This is a genomic window from Gordonia hankookensis (genome assembly GCF_014673215.1).
Lineage (GTDB): Bacteria > Actinomycetota > Actinomycetes > Mycobacteriales > Mycobacteriaceae > Gordonia > Gordonia hankookensis.
On the sequence record NZ_JACWMS010000003.1, the window covers coordinates 118,538 to 142,756 of the forward strand.

The following is a 24,219-nucleotide window of genomic DNA, read 5'->3' on the forward strand; positions in this document are numbered from 1 at the left end:
CAAGTGTCATGCGTCACCCTGATCGGCCACCACCATGTCCGTCACGGGGTGAACTCAGAACGAGTGTGATGCCCGACCACCAGCCGGTGTCGCCCAACGACGACGACACGACGCCCAGGAGAACAAGTGCCTAGTCCCTCTGCGAACAGCTCGACCATTTCCAAGGTGCTCATCGCCAATCGCGGTGAGATCGCCGTCCGTGTGATCCGCGCAGCCCGAGACGCCGGTCTCCCCAGCGTCGCCGTGTACGCGGAGCCGGACGCCGACGCACTGTTCGTGAAGCTCGCGGACGAGGCGTTCGCCCTTGGTGGTCAGACCTCCGCCGAGTCGTACCTGGTGTTCGACAAGATCCTCGACGCCGCAGCCAAGTCGGGCGCAAACGCCATCCACCCCGGATACGGCTTCCTCTCCGAGAACGGCGACTTCGCCCAGGCCGTCATCGATGCGGGACTGATCTGGATCGGACCGTCGCCGCAGTCGATCCGCGACCTCGGCGACAAGGTCACCGCACGCCACATCGCGCTGAAGGCCGACGCCCCGATGGCTCCGGGCACCAAGGACCCGGTGAAGGACGCCGACGAGGTCGTCGCCTTCGCCGAGGAACACGGCGTGCCGGTCGCGATCAAGGCGGCGTTCGGCGGCGGTGGCCGCGGCATGAAGGTCGCCTACACCATCGAGGAGATCCCGCACCTGTTCGAGTCGGCCACGCGCGAGGCGGTCTCCGCCTTCGGACGCGGCGAGTGCTTCGTCGAGCGGTACCTCGACAAGGCCCGCCACGTCGAGGCCCAGGTCATCGCCGACCAGCACGGCAACGTCATCGTCGCCGGCACCCGCGACTGCTCGCTGCAGCGTCGCTTCCAGAAGCTCGTCGAGGAGGCCCCCGCGCCGTTCCTCACCGACGAACAGCGCACCAAGATCCACGAGTCCGCCAAGGCGATCTGCCGCGAGGCCGGTTACTACGGCGCAGGCACCGTCGAGTTCCTCGTCGGCAGCGACGGGCTGGTCTCGTTCCTCGAGGTCAACACGCGGCTCCAGGTCGAGCACCCGGTCACCGAGGAGACCGCGGGCATCGACCTCGTCCGCCAGCAGTTCCGGATCGCCAACGGCGAGAAGCTGGAGATCTCCGAGGACCCGACACCGCGCGGCCACTCGTTCGAGTTCCGCATCAACGGCGAGGACGCCGGCCGCAACTTCCTGCCCGCCCCGGGCCCGGTCACGGTCTACAAGGAGCCGACCGGCCCCGGCGTCCGCGTCGACTCCGGTGTGGTCGCAGGCGACGTCATCGGTGGTCAGTTCGACTCGATGCTCGCCAAGCTGATCGTCACCGGCGAGAACCGCGAGCAGGCCCTGGAGCGTTCGCGTCGTGCTCTCGCAGAGTTCCATGTCGAGGGTCTGGCCACGGTCATCCCGTTCCACCGGCACATCGTCGAGAACCCGGCCTTCCACGGTCACGTCGACGAGAACGGCGACGAGAAGTTCGACATCTACACCAAGTGGATCGAGACCGATTGGGAGAACCCGATCGAGCCGTTCACCGGCGGTGAGCCCATCGAAGACGACGAGTCGCTGCCGCGCCAGAACGTGGTGGTCGAGGTCGGCGGCCGTCGCGTCGAGGTCTCCCTGCCCGGCGACCTCGCGCTCGGTGGCGGCGGCGGCAGCGCCAACGGCGTGGTCCGCAAGAAGCCCAAGGCCCGTGCGCGCAAGAAGGGTGGCGGCGCGGCCGCATCCGGCGACGCCGTGCAGGCCCCCATGCAGGGCACCGTCGTCAAGGTGGCCGTCGAGGAGGGCCAGGAGGTCTCCGCGGGCGAGCTCGTGGTGGTGCTCGAGGCCATGAAGATGGAGAACCCGGTCACCGCACACAAGGACGGTGTGGTCACCGGCCTGGCCGTCGAGGCGGGCGCCGCGGTCACCCAGGGCACCATGCTCCTCGAGCTGAAGTAGGACTCCAACCGCATTCATGAATCCGGTCGAGATCAACGCCGGGACGTGGTATCTGCGAGCGCTGCGCGCTGACGAGCGGATGACCGACGTCCCGGCGTTGTCGGATCTGGGCATCGACGATCCGGACGCCTACGTCGCTGCCACGAACGCCGCCTGGGCAGACGAGACGGGCTACGTCTGGGCCGTCTGCATACCCACCACGGGCGAACTCATCGCCCTGATCGGGGTCCGGCGCGACCACGACGGCGGTCATCTGTGGGGGCGAGCCCGAGTCGGCCACGACGAGGCCCTGCATGCTGCGGTTGCGCCGGTGACACGTTTTGCCGAAGGCGCACTCGGACTCACCGTCGGCCCCATCGACACGACCCCGGGCAGCTGATCCGCGCTCAGAGCAGCGAGGTCGCCGACCACCCCGGGCTGGGTGTCAGGCTGGGCCACGGCTGCCCGCCATGGGCGGGTGCGCGCTGCGGGACGCCCGACGACACCATGGCAGCGCACGCGTTCTGATCGGCGGTCGGTGTCGGGTAGATGGCGGCGAAATCGACTCTGGTGGTATGCCAGTCGCCGAACACTTCGCCGTCGGGCGTTCGCTTGGTGCCGCTCTTCACCTTGGGCGGTCCGGCGCCGACTCTGCGGAAGTCGATCTCGACGGGCCGCGGCGCGTCGGTGCGCGACGTCCACGACGACCCATTCCCCGGACCATCACGAACGGATCGAAATCCATGGCGACACAGCACGATCCGCGTCCAGTCCCCGTCGTCGAGTCGCCGCAGACCGGTGAAGATCGCGGTGCCGACACCCGGCCGATCCGCCGACACGTCGGGCGGGTAGGCGGCGATCATGCTGTCGATGTTCGAGGGCGACGCCGCGACGAAGCCGTGGTAACCCCACGTCGTCGACCGGCCGGCGTCGGCCAGTTCGAACGATTCGACATAGGCCCGGACAAAGGTGCCCTCGGGGCCGAACAGATCGAGAACCGGACCGGGCAGCCAGCGGAAGGTGATGTCGAGGTCGGCCGGTACGTGTTCGTTCACGCGGGGCACCGCATCGCCGGTCACCGCGGGGCTCCCGCCGCAGCCACAGACCACCACCATCGCGATACCGGCCGCCGCCAGCGCCGCAACGGGTCCACGATGTGCTCGCTTCACGACGATCACCTCTTCACCCATTCGTTCCGGGCCGGCTCACCTGCACACTAGGCAGGTCGCCGGCAGCCGCGAGGCGTTCGCATGCATCGGAATGGCGACGAGAAGGCAACGAAACCGCAGCGGCGTGGATGTTTCACCAGATGTCGGTCACGACGCGGCCCGGCGCCGCCTCAGTTCACCGTCTTCCCGATCGGCACGTCCTGGGCAGCTCCGGCGTCGTGCTCCGCGCGCACGGTGTGCGTATCCACGGCCGTGTCCGAATCCGGCGAGGCGTCTGGGTCATGGAAGTCACGACTCCGGATCAGTGCCGCCGCGATCAGGCCCGCAACCAGCGCCACCACCGCGGCGATGAGGAGGACGCGATCCAGCGCGTCGGCATACCCCTGCGCCGCTGCCCGGGCGACCCCGGCGCGGAGCGGGCCCGGCACGGTCCCCAAAACGCCTGCCATGTTGCCGTCGGCGACGGCATCGCCGATTTCTCGTGCGCGTGCCGACAGCGGCCCGCCGGTCAACGCCGACGCCACCGTGTCGGCGAAATGCGATGCGAGCACACTGCCGAGCACCGCCACCCCGGTGGCGATGCCGATCTGCCGGAAGGTGGAGTTGATCCCCGACGCCATCCCCGCCCGCTCCTGCTCGACCACACCCACGGCCGTCGAAGCCAGCGGCGGATTGATCAGACCGGTCCCGACGCCTGCGACGACGAACCCCGGCACGAGCTGAGTCCAGCTGCCGGTCGGGTCCGTGCCGCGCATCAGCCAGAGTCCGGCCGCCACGAGCACGAATCCGGGACCGATGAGCCATCTCACCGGCACCAGATCCGAGAGTCGGCCTGCGACGGCGGCCGCGACGAACACGACCGCCGAGAACGGCAGGAAGCGCAATCCGGCCTCCAGCGCCGAGTAACCCATGATGGTCTGCAGGTAGATGACCAGGTAGGTCAGGGCCGAGAAGATCGACGCCGACACCGCCCACGCCGCGATCAGACCACCGTTGAAGGTCGGCACCCGGAGCAGTGCGCCGTCGATCATCGGGTCCGCGACCATCCGTTCGACGACGACGAAGGCCACCAGGAGCACCGCGGCTGCGATGAGCGAGCCGGCGACCGTCGACGACCCCCATCCGTCGGCATGGCTACGGATGAGACCGAAGACCAGGAATGCCAGGGCCGCACTGAAACTCACACAACCCAGCCAGTCGATGCGCCGTGTCCCGGGGGCCTTCGACTCGTCGACTCCGAAGTAGGTGACCGCCAACGCCGCGATGCCCACCGGAATGTTGACGTAGAAGATCCAGTGCCAGGAGAGTCCCGTCGTGAGCACCCCGCCGAGAACCGGCCCGACGGCAACCGAGACGCCCGTCACCGCGCCGAACACACCGAACGCGACGCCCCTCTCCTTGGGCGCGAAGGCCTGCGCCAACAGCGCCAGCGACGTGGCGAACATGATCGCCCCACCGACACCCTGCACAGCCCTCGCGGCGACCAGGATCTCGATGGTGGGCGCCAGGCCGCACGCCAGCGAACCGATCGTGAACACGACGATGCCGGACGCGAACACCAGCTTGCGACCGATGATGTCGGCGATGGTCCCCGCCGTCAGCAGCAGCGCCGCGAGGGTCAGCGCGTACGCGTCGATCACCCATTGGAGACCGGCCAACGACGATCCCAGGTCTCGCTGGATGTCGGGTAGCGCGACGTTCACGATCGTCACATCGAGCAGCAACATGAACACCCCGGTACACACCGCAGCCAGGGTCAACCATTTCCGAGGCATCGCACCCCTCCTTATTTGAGTTTCGACTCAGTTAATCGTCACACATTCTGAGCGGTTACTCAATAAGTATTCGTTCCCGCGTAGAGTGCCAGACGTGACGCGACGTGGACGGCCACCGAAGACCGGGCGAGACGAGATCGTCACGGCCACCCTGGCCGTCCTGCGCGATCGAGGCATCGCCCGTCTGACGACCCGCGAGATCGCCGATCGGCTCGACATCTCCGAGGGCAGCATCTTTTACCATTTCGGAGACCGAAAAGACCTGGTGGGTGCCGTTTTCACCGAGGCACTGCGGCCGCTGTGGGAGTTCGGGCCGACGATGCCGCCTGCCCCGCATGACGTCGCCGAGGTGCGCGAGGTCCTCACCGTCTTCGTCGCACGCCTCGAGGAGTTCCTCGAGGCCGGCCTCGACGTGCTGATGGCCGCCCAGGCCGACAGCGAACTCCGTGCGGAACTGGGTGGCGTGATCCTGGAGAACGATTACGGACCGCAGCGTGGGGTGACGGCGATCAGCGGGTACCTGAGATCCGCGCAAGACGCCGGCGTGGTCGATCCTGCGGTGGACGTACATGTGACCGCCCATCTCCTGATCGCGTCGGTCTTCCTCCGGCACGCGCAGCCGATTCTGGTCGGCCATTCCCGCGGCCTGCCGTCACGCGACCAGACTCTCGAATCGATCGTCGCGACCCTGCACCGCTGAGCCCCGACTCACCCAGGGGTGTCCCGATCCCGGCCGTTGGCCAGATCGCCACATTCGACCAGGAGCAGGTCGGCGCGGTGGGCGGCCAGGTACGGCTGCGCACCCATATCACCGGTCACCGTCGCGATCACCCCGTCGAGGTGATCGGTCCCGAGGTACACCGGATGTCCGGGTCGACCGTCGAAGACCGCCCGAGCGATGCCATCTCGCCTGCGTCCGACCGCGGCGAGAAGTCGGTTGGTCACATCCGGACCGACGTCCGGCGTGTCAACAACGTGTAAAACCATGCCGTCCGCGTCGAGGTCGCGCACCGCTGTCGCCACCACCCGGACGGTCTCCCCCAGGCCGCTCCGCCAGTCGGGCACGATGATCGCCGACGCTCCCTCCGGTGGGTCGACGATCCGGGCGCCCATCGCGACGTACACATCGGAACAGCCGCCACGGGCCAGCGCATCGACCGATCGACGAAGCCAATCTCCGTCCTCAGCAACGATTTTGGGCGCACCGAAGCGACTCCCGGCGCCCGCGGCCAGCACCACCCCGACGAGGCGGCCCCGCTCGCGCCGCCGGTCCGGAACACTCGGCTCGACAATCATGACGACGGTCGATACTAGTGCGGCACAACCCCTTTGTCCGATTTACCAGAAGGAAATATACGATCTCCCACCCAGCGGGAACAGCCGTCGAGGTCCAAGATGTAGCGGTCAACGGCCGACATAGAGGTGAGCGAGCATGACCACGGATTCCACCACTCCCATCGACGGAGCCAAGCGCAAGAAGAGGGTTGCCCCTGTCGATCAGGTGCCGCCCGCGGGCAAACTGCTCACCCTGGGTGCACAGCATGTCGTCGCGTTCTACGCCGGAGCGGTCCTGGTCCCGCTCCTGATCGCACGGGCGATCAACCTCGACTCCGAGGCCCTGACCATGCTGATCACCGCAGATCTGTTCACCTGCGGCATCGCCTCCCTGTTGCAGGCAGTGGGCATCTGGAAGATCGGTGTCCGCCTGCCACTGCTGCAGGGCATCACGTTCGCCACGCTCGCGCCGGTCATCCAGATCGCGAACAATCACGGCGGCGGACGGGTCGGCCTGCAGACCGTGTACGGCGCGGTCATCGCGGCAGGCGTCTTCACCTTCTTGATCGCACCGTTCTTCGCCAAGCTGATCCGCTTCCTGCCCCCGGTGGTCACCGGCACGCTGATCACGATCATCGGCATCTGTCTGATCCCCGTCGGCGCCGGCGACGCGGTCAGCGACCCGGCAACCCATCTCCACGATTCGGCCAATTGGCGGTGGGTCCTCTATGTACTGGGCACGATCCTGCTGATCGTGTTGATGCAGCGCTTCTTCCACGGCTTCATGGCGACGATCGCGGTGCTGTTGGGCCTCGTCGTCGGAACCTTCGTGGCCTGGCTGTGCGGTGACGCGGATTTCGCGGCCGTGGGTCAGGCGGACTGGCTCGGCTTCACCCCGCCGTTCGCCTTCGGCTGGCCGCGATTCGACATCGTCGCCATCGTCTCGCTGATCGTGGTGCTGCTGGTGGTTGCCGTCGAATCGACCGGATCGGTGTTCGCGACCGGCGAGATCGTCGGCAAGCGCATCAAGAAGGAGGACGTCGCCGCGACGGTCCGAGCCGACGGTCTGGCCACCGTCATCGGCGGCTCGTTCAATTCCTTCCCCTACACGGCGTTCTCGGAGAACGTCGGCCTGGTGCGACTCACCGGCGTCAAGAGCCGATGGGTGGTCGCCGCGGCCGGCGGCATCATGATCGTCCTCGGGCTGTTCCCGAAACTGGCCAAGGTCGTCGAGTGCATTCCCGCACCCGTGCTCGGCGGCGCGGCCCTGATCATGTTCGCCACGGTGGCCATCGTCGGCATCCAGACCCTGACGTCGGTCGACTTCACCGATCACCGCAACCTGATCATCTCCGCGACCTCGCTCGCCGTCGCTCTGTATGTGCAGTTCTCGCAGTCGGCGACACCGACCACCGTCATCGAGAAATCCGGTCAGCAGGTCGACGTGCCCGCCCTCCCCGGCGTCGATCAGGCTATGCCCAACATCTTCCTGCAGATCCCCTTCTCGACCGGCATCACGATGGGTGCGATCACCGCGATCCTGCTCAACCTGCTGTTCTTCCACCTCGGTGGCCGCGGCCCCGCCGTCGCGGGTGGTGGCGCGATCACCCTCGACGAGGTCAACACCATGTCCAAGGAGCAATTCCGCGCGACGTTCGGTGGCGTCGTGCAGAACGTGGACTGGGTACTCGACCGCGCGTGGGATCAGAAACCCTTCGAGGACGTCCATGACCTCCGCAGCGCGTTCCAGGAGGCGATGCTGACCGGTAGCGACGCCGAGCAACTGGACCTGATCCGCGCCTTCCCCGACCTCGGCGCCGAGGACGAGGACACCGGCGAACTGATCGCCGTCGATCACAAGGGTCTGTCGCATCTGGAGGAGACCGAACACGAGAACGTGGTCAACCTGGCGTCGGCGTACCGGGAGCACTTCGGCTTCCCGCTCGTCATCTGCGCCCGGGAGACCGAACGATACGACCGGGTGTTGCGCAGTGGTTGGGCGCGAATGGACAACGCCGACACCAGTGAGAAGTCCTTTGCCCTCATCGAGATCGCAAAGATCGCCAACTACCGGTTCGACGATCTGGTCGCAGACGCCAATCCGATCACGTCGGCCCGGTTCAGCCGACAGCCCGAACTCTCCTAGGCTGGCCGTATGAGGCGTGTCGATTGGCGCGGATTGTCCAGTTTCAACGAACTCTCCGAACGCCAGGCCATCCATCAGCTCTATGAATGCTGCAGCTCGTCGATCTGGGCGCTGCGGGTCGCCAAGGCCCGCCCCTTCTCCGACGACGAGGCGTTGCTCGAGTATGCGGATCTCATCCTGGCCGAACTCACCGACACCGATCTCGACGAGGCGCTGGCGGGACACCCACGTATCGGGGACCGACCCGACAATCCGTCGTCGGAGCGTGAGCAATCAGGGGTGGCCGGTGCCGACTCGGCGGTGCTGACCGACCTCAAGAAGCTCAACGCCGCCTACGAGGAGAGGTTCGGCCACGTGTATCTCGTGTTCGCCAACGGCCGCCCGGCCGATGAGCTCCTCGACATCCTCCGGCAGCGGATGCACAACGACGCCGAGACCGAACGACGTGTGATGCGAATGGAATTGGCGAAGATCAATCGCAGTAGGCTGACACGGATGCTGACGCCCGCGAGCATCTACCTCGACGACGGAGCGACGACATGACCGGCTTGTCCACCCACGTGCTCGATGCGGTGTCCGGGTCCCCGGCCCGTGGTGTCTCGATCTCGTTGAGGGACTCGACCGGAACCGAGCTGGCCGCAGGCCTCACCGACGATGACGGCCGGATCGGACAGGTCAACACCGCCTCCCTGGCCCCCGGCACGTATCACCTCGTGTTCGACACCGGACGGTGGTTCGACACGCACGGCATCGCCGGCTTCTACCCGGAGATCGACATCTGTTTCGCGGTCGACGACCCCACTCGCCATTACCACGTCCCGGTGCTGCTCAGCCCGTATTCCTACACGACCTACCGGGGTAGCTGACCGAACGCGTCGGTGGCGAGCGCGCTCCTGCCGACCCGTCCACCGGCGCACCGAATGCGACGGACACCACAGCGCAGGGGGTAGAGTCCAGGGGAAGCCGACGTCATGTCGCGTCCACGCAATCGCGCGGACCGAGTCGGCGGTGGATCGACGCTCTCGAGCCGGACTCCACCGATCACCTCTCCGAACGGATATCCGATGTCCAACGATTCCAACCTCTTTTCGCACTGCACCGACGCCACGCATGCGGCCGTGCAGGCCACCACGGCCACCTCGGAGTTGCAGTTCTCCGACGCACCGGACAACCCCCACTCCGCCGGGCGAGACTGACCGGCGGCGAGACCGTGCCACTCGCACTCGGTCCGACCCGTCTCCAACTCGCACCCGACCTCACGGTCCCGATCGCCGGGGCATGGCTGCCCTACACATCGCAGATCTCGCAGGAGCTTCCCGCCCTGCAGGAGGCCGGCCGTAGCAGGCTCGGGACCATCACCCGAATCGACGTGAATTGGCGCAATTTCGCGCGCTATCCCGGATTCGACTCCGAGAACTCGCCCGACATGTTGCCGCTGATGTCGATCACCGCGGATCGTGCCGAGGTCACCTTGCTCGTCATTCCGCCCAGGACCCAGTCGGCGCTTGCCGCCACGCTGCTGCGGCAGGCTGGTCGATGCACCAGTTCGCCGGGCTCGGAGCACAGTCACCTGTACCGCGACGCCCAGCGAATCCTCCGCCGCGCCGCGCTGCAGTGCGGCGCCACCGACGCGAACCCGGTCGGCTGAGCCACACGTCGCTACCGAGTAGCGACGGCATGCCTTGTGAGACAACAACAAACGCCGCCCGGGGAAAACCCGAGCGGCGTTCGTTGGTGAAGACTGTGGTCAGATGGCGGTCACAGTGGTCGCCTGCGGGCCCTTGGGGCCCTGCTCGACCTCGAACTGGACGCGCTGCTGCTCTTCGAGGCTGCGGTATCCGCCGCCCTGAATGGCCGAGTAGTGAACGAAAACGTCACCATCGGTGCTGTCGTCGGGAGCGATGAAGCCGAAGCCCTTTTCGCTGTTGAACCACTTGACGGTTCCTTGAGCCATGATGCTGGTACTTCTCTCTATTTTGCACACGAGAGCCATGTGGCACTCGCGACACCATCATTGCACACTTTGTGACTTTTGAGATAACCGTGACGAAGGTGAACCCGTTTGACGGCGTCCCCGTGTGTCGGCCGGACGGCCATCCTCGGTACGGTGGATACCGCAGTTGGTTCGCCATTCGCGGGACATGTGGAGCCCTACCTCCCCGGGTGGCGTCGACATCGGCGTCCTCGACGGACACCGATGAAGAGGGAATCCGGTGAGAATCCGGAGCTGTCCCGCAGCGGTATGTCGGAACGACCGCCGTCAGATGCACTGGACCCGTGGTCCGGGAAGCGACGGTCAGTAGGAACGCCCCGTTCAGCACTCGCTGGGCAGGCCCGCCGACGAGCCCGAAGACCTGCCAGGTGCACCGGGCGCGCCGCGTCCGGTGGCTCGTCGCCTCGTGGACTGGGCGCAGGTCGAACCGGTGGGTTTCGATGTCCGGGGATCCGGATCGTCGACGCTCGCTCGCTCGGCTCCCCTGCAGGGCGGCGGACCATCCGTATCGTCTGCAGGAGTTCGATTCTCATGTCTTCACCGAACCAATCCGCCCGGCGGTTCACCGCGACCACACTCGGCACCGCCCGCATCGGCCCGCATCGCGAATGCAAGCGCGCCGTCGAAGGGTACTGGGCCGACCGGGTCACCGCGGCCGGGCTCGATACCGTGGCAGCCGATCTGCGCCGCCGCTCGTGGGAGGAGCTCACCGCGGCCGGACTCGACTCCATCCCGGTCAACACGTTCTCCTACTACGACCACATGCTCGACACCGCGGTCATGCTCGACGCACTGCCACCGCGTGTCGCCGCGATCGAGGATCCCCTCGACCGCTACTTCGCCGCCGCTCGTGGAACCGCGGACATCGTGCCGCTCGAGATGACCAAGTGGTTCGACACCAACTACCACTACCTGGTGCCGGAGATCTCCAGCGAGACCACGTTCACCCTTCACCCGGACAAGGTGCTCGCGGAGGTGGCACAGGCGCACGGCACCGGCATCGCGGCCCGCCCGGTTGTCATCGGCCCGATCACGTTCCTGGCGTTGGCGAAAGCAGTGGGTGACGGCCCTGCTCCGATCACCCGAATCGATGACCTGGTGCCGCTGTATGCCGAACTCCTCGACCGGCTCGCCGACGCCGGGGTCGAGTGGGTGCAGTTCGACGAGCCGGCGCTGGTGACCGACGTCGTCGGCGGGCTACCCGACCTGGCCGGCTCCGTCTACGCACGACTGAGCGGCGTGACCCGTCGTCCCGCGATCCTCGTCGCCACCTACTTCGGCGATCCCGGTGATTCGCTGGCAGCGCTCGCCCGTACTGCGGTCGAGGGCATCGCCGTCGACTTCGTCGAGGGCGCTGTCGAGACAGTGGTCGCCATCCCGGAGTTGTCGGAGAAGCTGGTGGTCGCGGGCGTCGTCGATGGACGCAACATCTGGCGCACCGACCTCGACCGTGCGCTGGCCACGCTCGGCACGCTGTTGGGATCGGCGGGTGATCTCGCGGTCTCGACCTCGTGCTCCACGCTTCATGTCCCGTACAGCCTGGCCGAGGAGGACTTGCTCGATCCGAATCTGCGAGGCTGGCTCGCCTTCGCATCCGAGAAGTTCGGCGAGGTCGCGACGTTGTCGCGCGCGCTTCGCCTCGGCCGTGAGGCCGAGACCGAGGCCTTCGACGCGTGTCGGGCAGCGCTCGCGATGCGCGGCACCGACAACCGGTTGCGCGACAATGCAGTTCGTGACCGGCTCGCCGCCATCTCCGACGCCGATGTGACCCGCGGTGACGCCGCCATCAGGATCACCGAGCAGAATCTGCGACTCGGTCTCCCCGCGCTGCCCACCACGACGATCGGCTCCTACCCGCAGACCGCAGCGATCCGCAAAGCCCGCGCCGCGCTACGTTCTCGCGCGATCGACCGGGACGAGTACCTGCGCCGGATGCGCACCGAGATCGCGGATGTCGTTGCCCTGCAGGAGAAGATCGGGCTCGATGTGCTGGTGCACGGCGAACCCGAACGCAACGACATGGTGCAGTACTTTGCCGAACAGCTCGACGGCTTCTTCGCCACCGACAACGGCTGGGTACAGTCCTACGGCACCCGATGCGTGCGTCCGCCGATCTTGTTCGGCGATGTGTCCCGGCGCGCTCCGATGACCGTCGACTGGATCACCTACGCACAATCGTTGACCGACAAGCCCGTCAAGGGCATGCTGACCGGTCCGGTCACGATCCTGGCGTGGTCGTTCGTGCGCGACGATCAGCCCGTCTCGGAGTCGGCATCTCAGATCGCGCTGGCGATCCGTGACGAGACGGTCGACCTGGAGCGGACCGGTGTCGGCATCATCCAGGTCGACGAGCCGGCGCTTCGGGAACTGCTGCCGCTGCGCGATGCCGACAAGCAGGCCTACCTCGATTGGGCGGTCCGGGCATTCCGGCTCGCCACCTCGGGCATCGCCGACACCACCCAGGTACACACCCACCTGTGCTACTCGGAGTTCGGCGAGGTGATCGGTGCGATCGCCGCACTCGACGCCGACGTCACCTCGATCGAGGCGGCGCGCTCTCATATGGAGGTCCTCGACGACCTCAACGCCGCGGGTTTCGCCAACGGCGTCGGGCCGGGTGTGTACGACATCCACTCGCCACGGGTTCCTGATGCAGGCGAGATCGAGAGGTTGCTGTCCTCGGCGCTGGATGCCGTTGACGTCCAGCGCCTCTGGGTGAATCCCGACTGCGGACTCAAGACGCGGGATACCGAAGAGGTGGTCGCGTCACTGACGAACATGGTCGCGGCGGCCAGGACCGTTCGGGCGTCACTCTCCTGATTCGATCCGCCCCGGTTCCGGCCGCGCCGGGCTATGGTTCCCCGGTGTCCGTCCTTGCCTACCTCGACGATGCGTTCGCTGCCCGCAGTGGCGAGCGCATCGTCGTCGGCGTGACCGGACCGCCCGGTTCCGGAAAGACCACGCTCGCAGGAGCGCTCGCCCGGCACTACCGTGGCCGGTACGGCGACGGCTTCGTCGGGTACCTGCCCATGGACGGCTTTCACCTGTCGAACACCGTTCTGGCGCAATTGAACAGGTCGGATCGCAAGGGCGCACCCGACACCTTCGACGTCGACGGTTACGTCGCGTTGCTGAACCGAGCGGTCCACGCCGACCGCGATGTCTACGCCCCCGACTTCGATCACACCGCGGGCGAGCCGGTCGCCGCGGCGCTCGTACTCCCGGCGACGGCAGCCCCGATCGTCACCGAAGGGAACTATCTCGCCCTCGACGACGAACTCTGGTCACCGGTCGCCGGACTGCTGACCCTGCTGTTCTACGTTGATGCACCCACGAACTCCCGCCGCGAACGCCTGCTCCGCCGCCATCTCGCCGCCGGCCGGTCACCGGAATCCGCGCGCGCATGGGTCGAGAACGTCGACGAGCCGAACGCCGCACTCGTCGCAGGCACCCGGGATCGCGCGGATCTCGTCATCGACGGCACCATCCCGTTCCTCTGACCGCCCCCACACGCAAGACTCCCGGATACACACGAAATCTTGCGTGTATCCGGGAGTCCTGTGTGGTGTTGCGCTGTGCGCCTAGCCGATCTCGATCAGCAGATCACCTGGCGCGACCTGGGTCACCGCGCCCACCGCGACGCGTGCCACCTTGCCCCCGAGCGGTGCGGTGATGGTGGCCTCCATCTTCATCGCCTCGATGGTTCCGATCGCGGCACCCGCGGCGATCTCGTCGCCGACGTCCACGCTCAGCGACACGACCCCGGCGAACGGGGCGCCGATGTGATGCGGGTTGGAGCGGTCGGCCCGTTCGGCCGCCTCGACCGCCGAGTCGACCGAGCCGTCGCGCACCGACACCGGACGCAGCTGACCGTTTAGTACACACATCACGGTGCGCATACCGCGCTCGTCGGGCTCGCTGATCGCTTCGAGCCCGATCAGCAGCTCGACACCGGGTTCGAGTTCGACGCGGTGCTCCTCGCCGTAGCGCAGGCCGTAGAAGAACTGATTCGCCGACAGTCGCGACGTGTCGCCGTACTCCTCGAAGTGCTTCTCGAACTCCTTCGTGGGACCAGGGAACAGCAAGCGGTTCAACGTCTCCTGCCGCGTGCGTCCGGACACGTCGAGCGCATCGGAGTCGTCGTCGGTGAGCGTCTCCGGCGGCGGGGCCTCGCCACGACCTTTCAGCGCGATGCTGCGCAGCGGTTCAGGCCAGCCGCCTGCGGGGTCACCGAGCTCCCCGCGCAGGAAGCCGATCACCGAATCCGGGATGTCGTAGGCCGACGGATCGGACGCGAACTCGGCAGCGGTGATACCGCGACCGACCAGCGCCAGGGCGAGATCGCCGACCACCTTCGACGACGGCGTCACCTTGATCAGCCTGCCGAGCATCCGGTCGGCTGCCGCATAGGCCTCCTCGACGGCCTCGAATCGATTGCCCAGCCCGAGCGCGATCGCCTGCTGGCGCAGATTCGACAGCTGCCCACCCGGGATTTCGTGGGTGTACACCCGGCCGGTCGGCGCCGGAAGGCCGGACTCGAAGGGCGCGTACACCTTTCGCAGGGCCTCCCAGTACGGCTCCAGGTCGCATACGGCCTTGAGATCGAGCCCGGTGTCCCGGTCGGTGTGTGCCGCCGCCGCGACGATTGCCGACAACGCCGGCTGGCTGGTCGTGCCCGCCAGCGCCGCGCTCGCACCGTCGACCGCACTCGCACCCGCCTGCCACGCCGCGAGGTAGGTCGCGAGCTGACCGCCGGGGGTGTCGTGGGTGTGCACGTGCACGGGGAGATCGAAATTGCTGCGCAGCGCCGAGACCAGCGTGGTCGCTGCCGGCGCCCGGAGCAGGCCGGCCATGTCCTTGATCGCGATCACATGGGCACCGGCCTCCACGATCCGCTCCGCCAGGCGCAGGTAGTAATCGAGGGTGTAGAGGTCCTCGTCGGGGTTGGCGAGGTCGCCGGTGTAGCTCATCGCCACCTCGGCCACCGCGGTCCCGGTCTCGCGGACCGCATCGATCGCCGGACGCATCTGGTCGACATTGTTGAGCGCGTCGAAGATCCGGAAGATGTCGATCCCGACCTCGGTCGCCTCGGCGACGAATGCCGTCGTCACCTTCGTCGGGTACGGCGTGTAACCGACCGTGTTGGCCCCGCGCAGCAGCATCTGCAGACAGATGTTGGGGATGGCCTCACGCAGCTGCGCCAACCGATCCCAGGGATCCTCCTTGAGGAACCGCAATGCGACGTCATAGGTCGCCCCGCCCCAACATTCGACCGACAACAGCTCCGGCGTCAACGCAGCCACATACGGCGCCACCATCATGAGTCCACTGGTGCGCACCCGGGTGGCCAAGAGCGACTGATGAGCGTCGCGGAACGTGGTGTCGGTGACACCCAACCGCTTCGAATCACGCAGATCCGCGGCGAATCCGTCGGGACCGAGCGCCAGCAGACGCTGACGGGACCCGTCCGGCGGCGAGGTCAGGGTGGCCCGATCCAAGGTGGGCAGCTTGTCGCGCGGGTACGCCTTCGTCGGCCGCTCGCCGTGTGGCTTGTTGACGGTCACATCCGCCAGATAGGACAAGATCTTGGTGCCACGATCAGCCGAGGACCGTGACGTCAGCAACGCCGGCCGCTCCTCGATGAACGACGTCGTGACCCGGCCCTCCCGGAAGTCCGGATCGTCGAGCACCGCCTGCAGGAACGGGATGTTGGTCGCCACACCACGAATGCGGAACTCCGCGACCGCCCGCCGCGCCCGACGGGCCGCCGTCGCGAAATCCCTTCCGCGGCAAGTCAGTTTGACCAGCATCGAATCGAAATGGCCGCTCACCTCGGCACCCAGGACCGCGCCACCGTCCAATCGCACCCCCGCACCACCGGGACTGCGGTAGGCGGTGATGCGGCCGACGTCGGGCCGGAAGCCGTTGGCCGGGTCCTCGGTGGTGATACGACATTGCATCGCCGCGCCGCGGATGGTGATCCGATCCTGGGTCAGCCCCAGATCGGGCAACGACTCACCCGCCGCGATCCGCAACTGCGAACCCACCAGGTCCACATCGGTGATCTCCTCGGTGACCGTGTGCTCGACCTGAATCCGCGGATTCATCTCGATGAACACATGCCTGCCCTGTTCGTCGAGCAGGAACTCGACGGTGCCGGCGCACGTGTAGCCGATGTGGCGGGCGAACGCCACCGCATCCGCACAGATCTTCTCGCGCAACTCCGGCGCGAGATTCGGGGCGGGCGCCAACTCGATCACCTTCTGGTGACGCCGCTGCACACTGCAGTCCCGTTCGAACAGGTGGATAACATTGACGTGGGTGTCGGCCAGGATCTGCACCTCGATGTGGCGTGGGTTGACCACCGCCTGCTCCAGGAACACCGTCGGATCCCCGAACGCCGCATCCGCCTCGCGCGAGGCGGCCGCGATCGCATCGGCGAGGTCGTCGGGCTCGGCCACCCGGCGCATCCCGCGGCCACCGCCACCGGCCACCGCCTTGACGAACACCGGGAACTGCATGTCCGCCGCAGCACGCAACAACTCGTCGACGTCGGCCGACGGCTCAGACGACGCGAGCACCGGCAGCCCGGCGGCCTTCGCCGCGGCCACCGCCGTCGCCTTGTTGCCCGTCAGCTCCAACACATCGGCCGACGGCCCGACGAACGTGATGCCCGCCTCGGCACACGCCGCCGCGAGTCCCTGGTTCTCCGAGAGGAATCCGTAGCCCGGGTAGATCGCATCCGCGCCGCACCGAACGGCAGCCCCCACCACCTCATCGACCGACAGGTAGGCCCGAACAGGATGGCCGGGCACGCCGATCTGATACGACTCGTCGGCCTTGAGGCGATGAACCGAGTTGCGGTCTTCGTAAGGAAAGATCGCGACCGTTCTGGCCCCGAGTTCGTAGGACGCTCGGAAAGCACGGATCGCGATCTCACCACGGTTGGCCACCAGGACTTTGTCGAACACGTGACTCTCTCTCGTCAGTGCGTCGGAGCACACCCACCTGACAGTGGCGAGCACACCTTGCCGCACGGGTTACACGCTGGGGTGCTCTCAGATTACTGGTGCGGACATCACAGCGACACGGCGCCCACGACACAGCGCGGCGACGGCACCTCGCGCCACAGATCTCACAAGAATGCCGCTGACCTGTGCGTTCTCGGCAACATCCCGACCGAACGCTCGGGTGTGGCGAGGCGTCGAACGCGCGCCTCAGCAGACCTGCCCGACCGCCCGCTGGGGTGGACCCGAGTACTGGCTCAACGGGCGGATCAGCGCGTTGGCCGCCACCTGTTCCATGATGTGCGCCGTCCACCCGGTGATCCGGCTCATGACGAAGATCGGCGTGAACGAGGCGATGTCGAAGCCCATCAGGTGATATGTGGGGCCGGTGGGGAAATCGAGGTTCGGCTTGATGCCGGTGCGTTCGGCCATCGCCGCCTCGAGCTCGATATAGATCTCGCACCAACGGCTGTAGCCGGTGAGCTCGGAAACATCCAGCAACGCCTGCTTCATCGTCGGCACCCGCGAATCGCCGTTTTTGTATACACGGTGGCCGAAGCCCATGACCTTGTCCTTGGCGTCGAGCTTGGCGTTGAGCCACGTGCGAGCCCGCTCCGGTCGGTCGATCTCGATCATGTCGTACATGACAGCTTCGTTGGCACCGCCGTGCAGCGAACCCTTGAGCGCACCGATAGCCGCGGTGACCGCACTGTAGGTGTCGGACTGAGTGGAGGTGACCACACGTGCGGCGAAAGTCGAGGCGTTGAAGCTGTGTTCGGCGTAGAGCACCATCGATTTCTCGAACGCCCGCACGATCACCGGATCCGGAACCTCCCCGAAACACATGTTCAGGAAGTTCTCGCAGTATCCGAGTCCGTGATGTGGGGCGATCGGGTCGAGGCCCCGACGTCGACGCATGTCCGCGGCCACGATCGTGGGCAGGACGGCGAACATGCGCAGCGATTTCTCGACGTTCGCCGCCGGGCTGCTCACGTCCTCATCCGGATCTTCCGCGCCAAGGTAGCTGATCGCGGTACGGACCACGTCCATCGGGTGACAGGTCTCCGGAATGCGCTGCAGCAGAGCCTGAGTCGACCGATCGATACGTCGGCTCGCACGCTCACGCTGGGCGAGCACAGCGAGCTCGGCCACGGTCGGCAACTCCCCGTGCCAGAGCAGATGCGCCACCTGTTCGAAGCTGCACCGCTCGGCCAGGTCCTGGACCGCATAGCCCCGGTAGGTCAACGAGTTCGTCTCGGGCACGACCTTGGAGATGGCCGTCGTGTCGACGACGACGCCGGCGAGCCCTTTGTGGATGGTCGGCGCGTCGCTCGCTTCGGACATCGTCATTGCTGCGCTCCCGTTGTCTCGCTCCCGGCGTGGGTCGAATCCGGCCAGTTGAACAAATCGGTGTCCAAGTCGTTGTAGTCGGCGTAGCGCAGCAGCTCATAGAGCCTGCTCCGGTGCTGCATATCGTCGAGAAGTCCGGATTGCGTACCGGCCGAATCGATTTCGCGCAATCCTCGCTCCACGGCCCCCATGGCGATCCGAAATGTCGTGACCGGGTAGATCACCGCGTTGTACCCGACGTCGCGGAGTTGATCGGAGGTCAGCAATTCCGATTTGCCGAACTCGGTCATATTCGCCAGCAATGGCACGTCGACCGCCTTGCGGAAACGTTCGAAGTCGCCGAGGTCGGCCAGCGCCTCGGTGAAGATCAGGTCCGCGCCGGCGTCGGCGTACCGCTTGGCGCGCTCGATCGCCGCGTCGATACCCTCGACGGCTCGGGCGTCGGTGCGCGCGCAGATGACGAACTCCGGGTCACGTCGCGCCGACACCGCGGCCGCAAGTCGTCTGAGCATGTCGTCGACCGGTACGACGGCCTTGCCGTCGAGGTGCCCACAGCGTTTCGGGTTCACCTGATCTTCCAGGTGACACCCGGCCGACCCGGCATCCTCGAGCGTCGCGACGGTCCGGGCCGCACTCATCGGCTCGCCGAAACCGGTGTCGGCGTCGACGAGGGTCGGCAGATCGGTGGCCCGGGCGATCGACCCGCCCCGGGTGGCGACCTCGGTCAGGGTAGTCAGCCCGATGTCGGGCAGCCCCAAGTCGGCCGAGAGCACCGCACCGGACACGTAGATACCCTCGAAGCCGACCTCTGCGATCAGTTTCGCCACCAGTGGTGAGAATGCTCCCGGCCAACGCTGGAGTGTCCCCGACTCGAGACCGGCCCGAAGGATCCGACGTTTCTCCGTGTCGGAAATGGCGGAGGAGAACAGCGACATCAGAACAGCCCCGCCCCGGTCTGCGGCGCCTGGTCCAGGACCACCGGACGGACCAGTGTGTTGAGAGCGGACAGTCCGCCCGCCCGGATGTCGGCCAGTTGCGCTGCGGCCGAGAGGAACCGATCCTGCTCGCCGGGTTCGACGACGCCATAGGCCATGGAGCGGAACTTGGCGACGTACTGGTCACGACCGAACGGCCGGGTGCCGAGCGGGTGGGCATCGGCGACGGCGAGCTCGTCGGTGATGACCTCCCCGTCGCGCAGGGTGATGACCGCCTTGGCGCCGAACGCCTTCTCGGCCGGGTCGGCGGAGTGGTAGCGACGGGTCCACTCCGGCTCCTCGACCGTGGAGATCTTGCGCCACAGATCGATCGTGTCCGCCCGGTTGGCGCGCTCGGGCGCGTAGGACTTCTCGTGATCCCAGGAGCCGTCCTGCAGGGCGACCGCGAAGATGTACATCACCGAGTGGTCGAGGGTCTCGCGACTCGCGGACGGATCGAATTTCTGCGGGTCACCGGAACCCGTACCGATCACGACATGGGTGTGATGGCTGGTGTGCAGCACGATGGACTCGATCGCGTCGAGGTCGGAGATCTTGTCCCGCATGCGGCGTGCGAGGTCGATCGCCGCCTGGCTCTGATATTCGGCCGAGTGTTCCTTGGTGTAGCTGTCCAGGATCGCGCGCTTGGGCTCGCCCGGAGCGGGCAGGCCGATTGTGTACGCGGCATCGGGGCCGCCGAGCAGCCACGCGATCACCCCGTCCTCGCCTTCCCAGATCGGAGCCGGCGCACTTTCGCCGCGCATCGCACGATCCACCGCCTCCACGGCGATCTTGCCGGCGTGTGCCGGCGCATAGGCCTTCCAACTCGAGATCAGCCCCTTGCGGGACTGGCGGGTGGCTGTGGTCAGGTGCAGCGCCTGCCCGACAGCTTGGTAGATCGTCTCCTCGTCGAGGCCGAGCATGGTGCCGAGGCCCGCTGCGACCGATGGTCCGAGGTGAGCGACATGATCGATCTTGTGTTCGTGCAAGCACATTCCGCGCACCAGGTCGATCTGGACCTCGTAGGCGGTGGCGAGTCCGCGGATGAGGTCTGTTCCGCTCGCACCGACGTGCTGCGCGACGGCCACCAGTGCGGGGATATTGTCGCCCGGGTGGGAGTACTCGGCCGCCAGGAAGGTGTCGTGGAAATCCAGTTCGCGCACGGCGACGCCGTTCGCCCACGCCGCCCACTCCGGGGAGTAAGTGCCGTCGATGCCGAAGACTGTCGCGCCGGGTGTGGCCGGATGACCCTGCGCCTGGCGCCGGGCGGAGGTGACCGGGCGCCGGATCACCGACGCCGCGCTCACCGCGGCGTTGTCGATGACGCGATTGATCACCATCTCGCGTGTGTCCGCGGGCACCGCGACCGGGTCCGTGGCGATCTCGGCGATCTTCTGCGCCAGGTGCTCGCTCTGCGGGAAGTGCTCGGAACTGCGGTGGGTACGCACGCGATGTTTGATCATATTCGCACTGTATGCAGGCCTCACACTTCGAGAAAAGGCCTGGCACAGGCGTATTCTTGCGGATGCAGAAACACTTCTCTGCGAATGTTGTGAACACGGGGCGCGGTAGGCTCTGCCCATGGCCAAGGCTTCGACGAGCTCAGCCCGGCGACTGTTCGTCGGTGCGCGGCTGCGGCGGCTCCGCGACGAGCGCGGACTCTCCCAGGCGGCGCTCGCACGGCGGATCGACCTCTCCACGAGCTATGTGAACCAGTTGGAGAACGATCAGCGGCCGATCACCGTATCGGTACTGCTGACGCTGAGTCGCGAGTTCGACCTGGACGCCGATTATTTCGCCTCCGACGGTGACGCCCGGCTCGTCGCGGATCTGGCCGACGTCCTGGCAGCACAGCCCGACACGCCGGACGTGAGCCGAGCGGAGATCGCCGAGTTGGTCGCGCGGATGCCCTCGATCGGCACCACGCTGGTCAACCTGCACCGCCGATTGACCGCGGCCGACAACGAACTGGAGACGTATCGGGCGCACGCGTCCGGCGAACCCGGGCGCGCGTCGTCGACGCCCATGCCCTTCGAGGAGGTCCGGGACTTCTTCTACGACCGGCGCAACCACATCGACGTGCTCGACGAAGCCGCCGAGGGCATCTTCGCCGACAACGAGCTGTCGATCGGCGGGCTCGATCTGCAACTCGCCGAACTCCTCGCCCGCGATCACCGGATCCGCGTGGCGATCACCCACGACGCCGACCTCGGGGCCCGCTCCCGCACCCCGAAGCGCCGGTTCGATCCGGGTGAGCGGGTGATCCACCTGGCCGGGCGGCTCAGCGCGGGGCAACGCGCATTTCAGCTCGCGACCCAGCTCGCGCTGCTCACCCAGACCGAGGTGATCGACGAGCTCGTCGCCGGTGCCGACGACCTGAGTCCTGAATCGATCCCCGTTGCCCGCATCGGCCTGGCGAACTATTTCGCCGGTGCCCTGCTTCTGCCGTACGAGAAATTCCGGCGCGCGGCCGAATCGGCTCACTACGACGTCGAGTTGCTGAGCCTGGGCTTCGAGGTCGGGTTCGAGACCGTGTGTCACCGACTCTCGACATTGCAGCGCCCCGGCAGTCGCGGAATCCCGTTCATCCTCGTGCGCGTAGATCGTGCCGGGAACATCTCGAAACGACAGTCCGCAACCGCATTTCACTTCTCACGCGTCGGCGGGAGCTGCCCCCTATGGGTGGTCCACGACGCCTTCGCCACCCCCGGACGAATCGTCACCCAGATGTCATCCATGCCCGACGGTCGCTCGTATTTCTGGCTCGCGCGCACGACCTCGGAACACGATGGTTTCCTGACGCCGCACAAGAGTTTCGCGATAGGACTGGGGTGCGACGTCGCACATGCCGATCGGCTCGTCTACTCGACCGGCGTCAGCCTCGCGGCCCCCCGCACGGTGATCCCGATCGGCGCCGGGTGCAAGGTCTGCGACCGCCCGGCCTGCCCACAGCGGGCGTTCCCACAGATCGGACGGCCGATCCACGTCGATCCGCGCGTCAGCGACTCGGTGCCGTATCGCCCGGTCTCGGACTGATCGACGCCCCTGAGCGTGTCAAGGGTGACATATCCGATTTCTCCGATTGGGTGCGGGTCGATAGCGTAGCCATCGGAGGTGCGTGAAGCGTGAGTGCGATGAGCAGACCGGTGGATGAACAGACCGGCTCGCCACCCGCCGTCCCGGAGGCCCATCCGCGGCTCGCCGTGACCGTCCTCTGCGCCGCCGGGATCGTCGTCGCCCTGATGCAGACGATCATCGTGCCGTTGATCCCACAACTGCCGGTCCTGCTGGACGCCGCCCCGTCCGACACCTCGTGGGCACTGACCATCACACTGCTCGTCGGCGCGGTGATCACGCCGATCGGCGGAAGGCTCGGCGACATGTACGGAAAGCGCGTCATGCTCCTGGCGAGCATGGGCTGTGTGGCACTCGGATCGGTCGTGTGCGCGCTGTCGGCCTCGCTGCTCCCCTTCCTCATCGGGCGCGCGTTGCAGGGCCTGGGCTTCGGAACCATCGCCCTGGGTATCAGCGTCATGCGCGACATCGTGCCGCCACGACATCTCGGATCGTCGGTCGGCACCATGAGCGCCTCACTCGGCGTCGGGGGCGCCCTCGGCCTGCCGTTCGCCGCGGCCATCGCCCAGCACGTCAGCTGGCACGCACTGTTCTGGGCGTGCGCCGCCGCCGCTGTCACAGCGGGGGTGGGTATCGCGTTCACCGTCCCACAATCCCGCTCTCGCACCGGCGGACGCTTCGATCTCTTCGGCGCTCTCGGCCTCGCCACGATTCTCAGCTGTCTGCTCCTCCCTTTGTCGAAGGGCTCGGTGTGGGGATGGGGCGACCCGCTCACCGTCGGACTCCTCGTCGCGTTTGTCGCGGCGGCCATCGGATGGTGGATCGTCGAACGCCGCCGAACGAATCCGCTGATCGACCTCTCCCTCGCCGTCGAACGACCCGTGCTGCTGACCAACATCGCATCGGTGGCGACCGGGTTCGCGTTCTATTCGATGCAGCTGATCCCCATCCAGTTGTTGATGGCGCCGTCGTCGAGCCCGAACGGCCTGGGGCTCGACATGCTCACGGCGAGTCTGGTGCTGGCGCCGAGCGGCCTGCTGATGTTCGTGTTCTCACACGTCAGCGCCCACCTCACCCGCGCGTTCGGCCCACGGGTCTCGCTGGCCACCGGCGGGGCGGTCATCGGGGTCGGTTATGTGGTGTTCATCATCGCCATCGCCGGATCATGGGAGCTGGCGTGGTGGGTCATGCTGATCGTCGCCTGCCTGATCGGCGCGGGTCTCGGAATCGCGTATTCGGCGATGCCCGCCCTGATCATGCGCGCCGTTCGCGTCGAGCAGACCGGCGAGGCGAACGGGGTGAACGCGCTCATGCGCGTGGTCGGGACCTCGACGTCGGCGGCCGTGGTCGGCATGATCCTGACGTGGTCGATGATCACCGTCGCCGGTCCGGACGGCGGCTCCGTCACGGTGCCCGCAGAGGGCGGCTACCTCTGGGCGTCGGCGATCTCGCTCGGCGCCTGCGCGCTGGCCGCCGCACTGGCACTGGCCATCCCGCCCAGCCGCCCGCTGTTCGTCGAGGAGGTCTGACCGTGG

The 24,219-nt window shown here is 67.0% G+C and carries 20 protein-coding genes and 1 riboswitch; of the genes, 12 read left to right on the forward strand and 8 right to left on the reverse strand.

Features of this window, described 5'->3' with window-relative positions:
- Positions 1–126: 126 nt before the first annotated feature.
- Together IDF66_RS15035 and IDF66_RS15040 are read left to right on the forward strand one after the other, a co-directional pair.
- Positions 127–1,941 (forward strand): acetyl/propionyl/methylcrotonyl-CoA carboxylase subunit alpha, encoded by a 1,815-nt coding sequence (locus tag IDF66_RS15035; protein ID WP_164308471.1) that lies wholly within the window; start codon positions 127–129, stop codon positions 1,939–1,941.
- 16 nt (positions 1,942–1,957) lie between these two features.
- Positions 1,958–2,320 carry a GNAT family N-acetyltransferase gene (locus IDF66_RS15040; protein WP_190267577.1) on the forward strand — a complete coding sequence of 121 codons (363 nt, stop codon included), beginning with the start codon at positions 1,958–1,960 and terminating at the stop codon, positions 2,318–2,320.
- A 7-nt stretch (positions 2,321–2,327) separates the two neighbouring features.
- On the opposite strand, the gene IDF66_RS15045 is transcribed toward IDF66_RS15040, so the two are convergent.
- Entirely contained in the window at positions 2,328–3,089 is a 762-nt protein-coding gene (locus IDF66_RS15045) for a hypothetical protein (protein WP_317628720.1), read from the reverse strand.
- 170 nt (positions 3,090–3,259) lie between these two features.
- Positions 3,260–4,864, reverse strand: coding sequence for an MFS transporter (locus IDF66_RS15050; RefSeq protein WP_190267579.1), 1,605 nt, complete (start codon positions 4,862–4,864; stop codon positions 3,260–3,262).
- Between the two features lie 94 nt (positions 4,865–4,958).
- Here IDF66_RS15050 and IDF66_RS15055 point away from each other — a divergent pair, with 94 nt between their 5' ends.
- Positions 4,959–5,564 (forward strand): TetR/AcrR family transcriptional regulator, encoded by a 606-nt coding sequence (locus tag IDF66_RS15055; RefSeq protein WP_190267580.1) that lies wholly within the window; start codon positions 4,959–4,961, stop codon positions 5,562–5,564.
- 8 nt (positions 5,565–5,572) lie between these two features.
- Here the strand turns inward: IDF66_RS15055 and IDF66_RS15060 are convergent, their stop codons facing one another.
- Positions 5,573–6,160 carry a nucleotidyltransferase family protein gene (locus IDF66_RS15060; protein ID WP_190267581.1) on the reverse strand — a complete coding sequence of 196 codons (588 nt, stop codon included), beginning with the start codon at positions 6,158–6,160 and terminating at the stop codon, positions 5,573–5,575.
- A 136-nt stretch (positions 6,161–6,296) separates the two neighbouring features.
- Between IDF66_RS15060 and uraD (IDF66_RS15065) the strand changes: the two genes are divergently transcribed.
- The 5 genes from uraD (IDF66_RS15065) to IDF66_RS15080 all read left to right on the forward strand — a co-directional run bounded on the left by uraD (IDF66_RS15065) (position 6,297) and on the right by IDF66_RS15080 (position 9,933).
- A complete protein-coding gene (gene uraD / locus IDF66_RS15065; protein WP_190267582.1) occupies positions 6,297–8,285 on the forward strand; it encodes a 2-oxo-4-hydroxy-4-carboxy-5-ureidoimidazoline decarboxylase in 1,989 nt (662 codons plus the stop codon).
- Positions 8,286–8,294: 9 nt separating this feature from the next.
- Positions 8,295–8,828, forward strand: coding sequence for a 2-oxo-4-hydroxy-4-carboxy-5-ureidoimidazoline decarboxylase (uraD, locus tag IDF66_RS15070; protein WP_190267583.1), 534 nt, complete (start codon positions 8,295–8,297; stop codon positions 8,826–8,828).
- The gene (gene uraH / locus IDF66_RS15075) at positions 8,825–9,151 is read left to right on the forward strand and encodes a hydroxyisourate hydrolase (RefSeq protein ID WP_190267584.1); all 327 of its coding nucleotides are present in this window, start codon (positions 8,825–8,827) and stop codon (positions 9,149–9,151) included. Before uraD (IDF66_RS15070) ends, uraH begins: the two co-directional genes overlap by 4 nt.
- 198 nt (positions 9,152–9,349) lie before the next feature.
- Complete coding sequence (locus IDF66_RS23975; protein ID WP_263282339.1) at positions 9,350–9,481, forward strand: hypothetical protein; 132 nt, start codon at positions 9,350–9,352, stop codon at positions 9,479–9,481.
- A 14-nt stretch (positions 9,482–9,495) separates the two neighbouring features.
- Positions 9,496–9,933 (forward strand): DUF5994 family protein, encoded by a 438-nt coding sequence (locus IDF66_RS15080; protein ID WP_190267585.1) that lies wholly within the window; start codon positions 9,496–9,498, stop codon positions 9,931–9,933.
- 99 nt (positions 9,934–10,032) lie between these two features.
- Here IDF66_RS15080 and IDF66_RS15085 read toward each other — a convergent pair whose 3' ends face one another.
- Positions 10,033–10,239, reverse strand: coding sequence for a cold-shock protein (locus IDF66_RS15085; protein ID WP_161059604.1), 207 nt, complete (start codon positions 10,237–10,239; stop codon positions 10,033–10,035).
- Positions 10,240–10,449: 210 nt separating this feature from the next.
- Positions 10,450–10,645: riboswitch (cobalamin riboswitch) on the forward strand.
- A gap of 164 nt (positions 10,646–10,809) precedes the next feature.
- Here IDF66_RS15085 and metE point away from each other — a divergent pair.
- Positions 10,810–13,098 (forward strand): 5-methyltetrahydropteroyltriglutamate--homocysteine S-methyltransferase, encoded by a 2,289-nt coding sequence (metE, locus tag IDF66_RS15090; protein ID WP_190267586.1) that lies wholly within the window; start codon positions 10,810–10,812, stop codon positions 13,096–13,098.
- Between the two features lie 44 nt (positions 13,099–13,142).
- Positions 13,143–13,778 carry a nucleoside/nucleotide kinase family protein gene (locus IDF66_RS15095; protein WP_190267587.1) on the forward strand — a complete coding sequence of 212 codons (636 nt, stop codon included), beginning with the start codon at positions 13,143–13,145 and terminating at the stop codon, positions 13,776–13,778.
- A gap of 81 nt (positions 13,779–13,859) precedes the next feature.
- Here IDF66_RS15095 and IDF66_RS15100 read toward each other — a convergent pair whose 3' ends face one another.
- From IDF66_RS15100 to prpD, 4 genes are all read right to left on the reverse strand, one after another.
- Complete coding sequence (locus IDF66_RS15100) at positions 13,860–17,249, reverse strand: pyruvate carboxylase (RefSeq protein ID WP_190267588.1); 3,390 nt, start codon at positions 17,247–17,249, stop codon at positions 13,860–13,862.
- Between the two features lie 246 nt (positions 17,250–17,495).
- A complete protein-coding gene (locus IDF66_RS15105) occupies positions 17,496–18,635 on the reverse strand; it encodes a bifunctional 2-methylcitrate synthase/citrate synthase (protein WP_190267589.1) in 1,140 nt (379 codons plus the stop codon).
- Entirely contained in the window at positions 18,632–19,570 is a 939-nt protein-coding gene (prpB, locus tag IDF66_RS15110; protein ID WP_190267590.1) for a methylisocitrate lyase, read from the reverse strand. Before prpB ends, IDF66_RS15105 begins: the two co-directional genes overlap by 4 nt.
- Entirely contained in the window at positions 19,570–21,072 is a 1,503-nt protein-coding gene (gene prpD / locus IDF66_RS15115; RefSeq protein ID WP_190267591.1) for a 2-methylcitrate dehydratase PrpD, read from the reverse strand. The genes prpB and prpD overlap by 1 nt, the downstream gene beginning before the upstream one ends.
- Before the next feature lie 118 nt (positions 21,073–21,190).
- Here prpD and IDF66_RS15120 point away from each other — a divergent pair, with 118 nt between their 5' ends.
- Both IDF66_RS15120 and IDF66_RS15125 read left to right on the forward strand, forming a co-directional pair.
- Complete coding sequence (locus IDF66_RS15120) at positions 21,191–22,645, forward strand: short-chain fatty acyl-CoA regulator family protein (RefSeq protein ID WP_190267592.1); 1,455 nt, start codon at positions 21,191–21,193, stop codon at positions 22,643–22,645.
- Positions 22,646–22,743: 98 nt separating this feature from the next.
- Positions 22,744–24,213 (forward strand): MFS transporter, encoded by a 1,470-nt coding sequence (locus tag IDF66_RS15125; protein ID WP_190267593.1) that lies wholly within the window; start codon positions 22,744–22,746, stop codon positions 24,211–24,213.
- Positions 24,214–24,219 lie beyond the last annotated feature (6 nt).

Bases quoted from the DNA above. Each gene is read 5' to 3' on its own strand.
- IDF66_RS15040 (WP_190267577.1), top strand. From the start codon at position 1,958: ATGAATCCGGTCGAGATCAACGCCGGGACGTGGTATCTGCGAGCGCTG.
- IDF66_RS15050 (WP_190267579.1), bottom strand. From the start codon at position 4,864: ATGCCTCGGAAATGGTTGACCCTGGCTGCGGTGTGTACCGGGGTGTTC.
- IDF66_RS15060 (WP_190267581.1), bottom strand. From the start codon at position 6,160: ATGATTGTCGAGCCGAGTGTTCCGGACCGGCGGCGCGAGCGGGGCCGC.
- uraD (WP_190267582.1), top strand. From the start codon at position 6,297: ATGACCACGGATTCCACCACTCCCATCGACGGAGCCAAGCGCAAGAAG.
- uraD (WP_190267583.1), top strand. From the start codon at position 8,295: ATGAGGCGTGTCGATTGGCGCGGATTGTCCAGTTTCAACGAACTCTCC.
- uraH (WP_190267584.1), top strand. From the start codon at position 8,825: ATGACCGGCTTGTCCACCCACGTGCTCGATGCGGTGTCCGGGTCCCCG.
- IDF66_RS23975 (WP_263282339.1), top strand. From the start codon at position 9,350: ATGTCCAACGATTCCAACCTCTTTTCGCACTGCACCGACGCCACGCAT.
- IDF66_RS15085 (WP_161059604.1), bottom strand. From the start codon at position 10,239: ATGGCTCAAGGAACCGTCAAGTGGTTCAACAGCGAAAAGGGCTTCGGC.
- metE (WP_190267586.1), top strand. From the start codon at position 10,810: ATGTCTTCACCGAACCAATCCGCCCGGCGGTTCACCGCGACCACACTC.
- IDF66_RS15105 (WP_190267589.1), bottom strand. From the start codon at position 18,635: ATGACGATGTCCGAAGCGAGCGACGCGCCGACCATCCACAAAGGGCTC.
- prpB (WP_190267590.1), bottom strand. From the start codon at position 19,570: ATGTCGCTGTTCTCCTCCGCCATTTCCGACACGGAGAAACGTCGGATC.
- prpD (WP_190267591.1), bottom strand. From the start codon at position 21,072: ATGATCAAACATCGCGTGCGTACCCACCGCAGTTCCGAGCACTTCCCG.
- IDF66_RS15120 (WP_190267592.1), top strand. From the start codon at position 21,191: ATGGCCAAGGCTTCGACGAGCTCAGCCCGGCGACTGTTCGTCGGTGCG.
- IDF66_RS15125 (WP_190267593.1), top strand. From the start codon at position 22,744: ATGAGCAGACCGGTGGATGAACAGACCGGCTCGCCACCCGCCGTCCCG.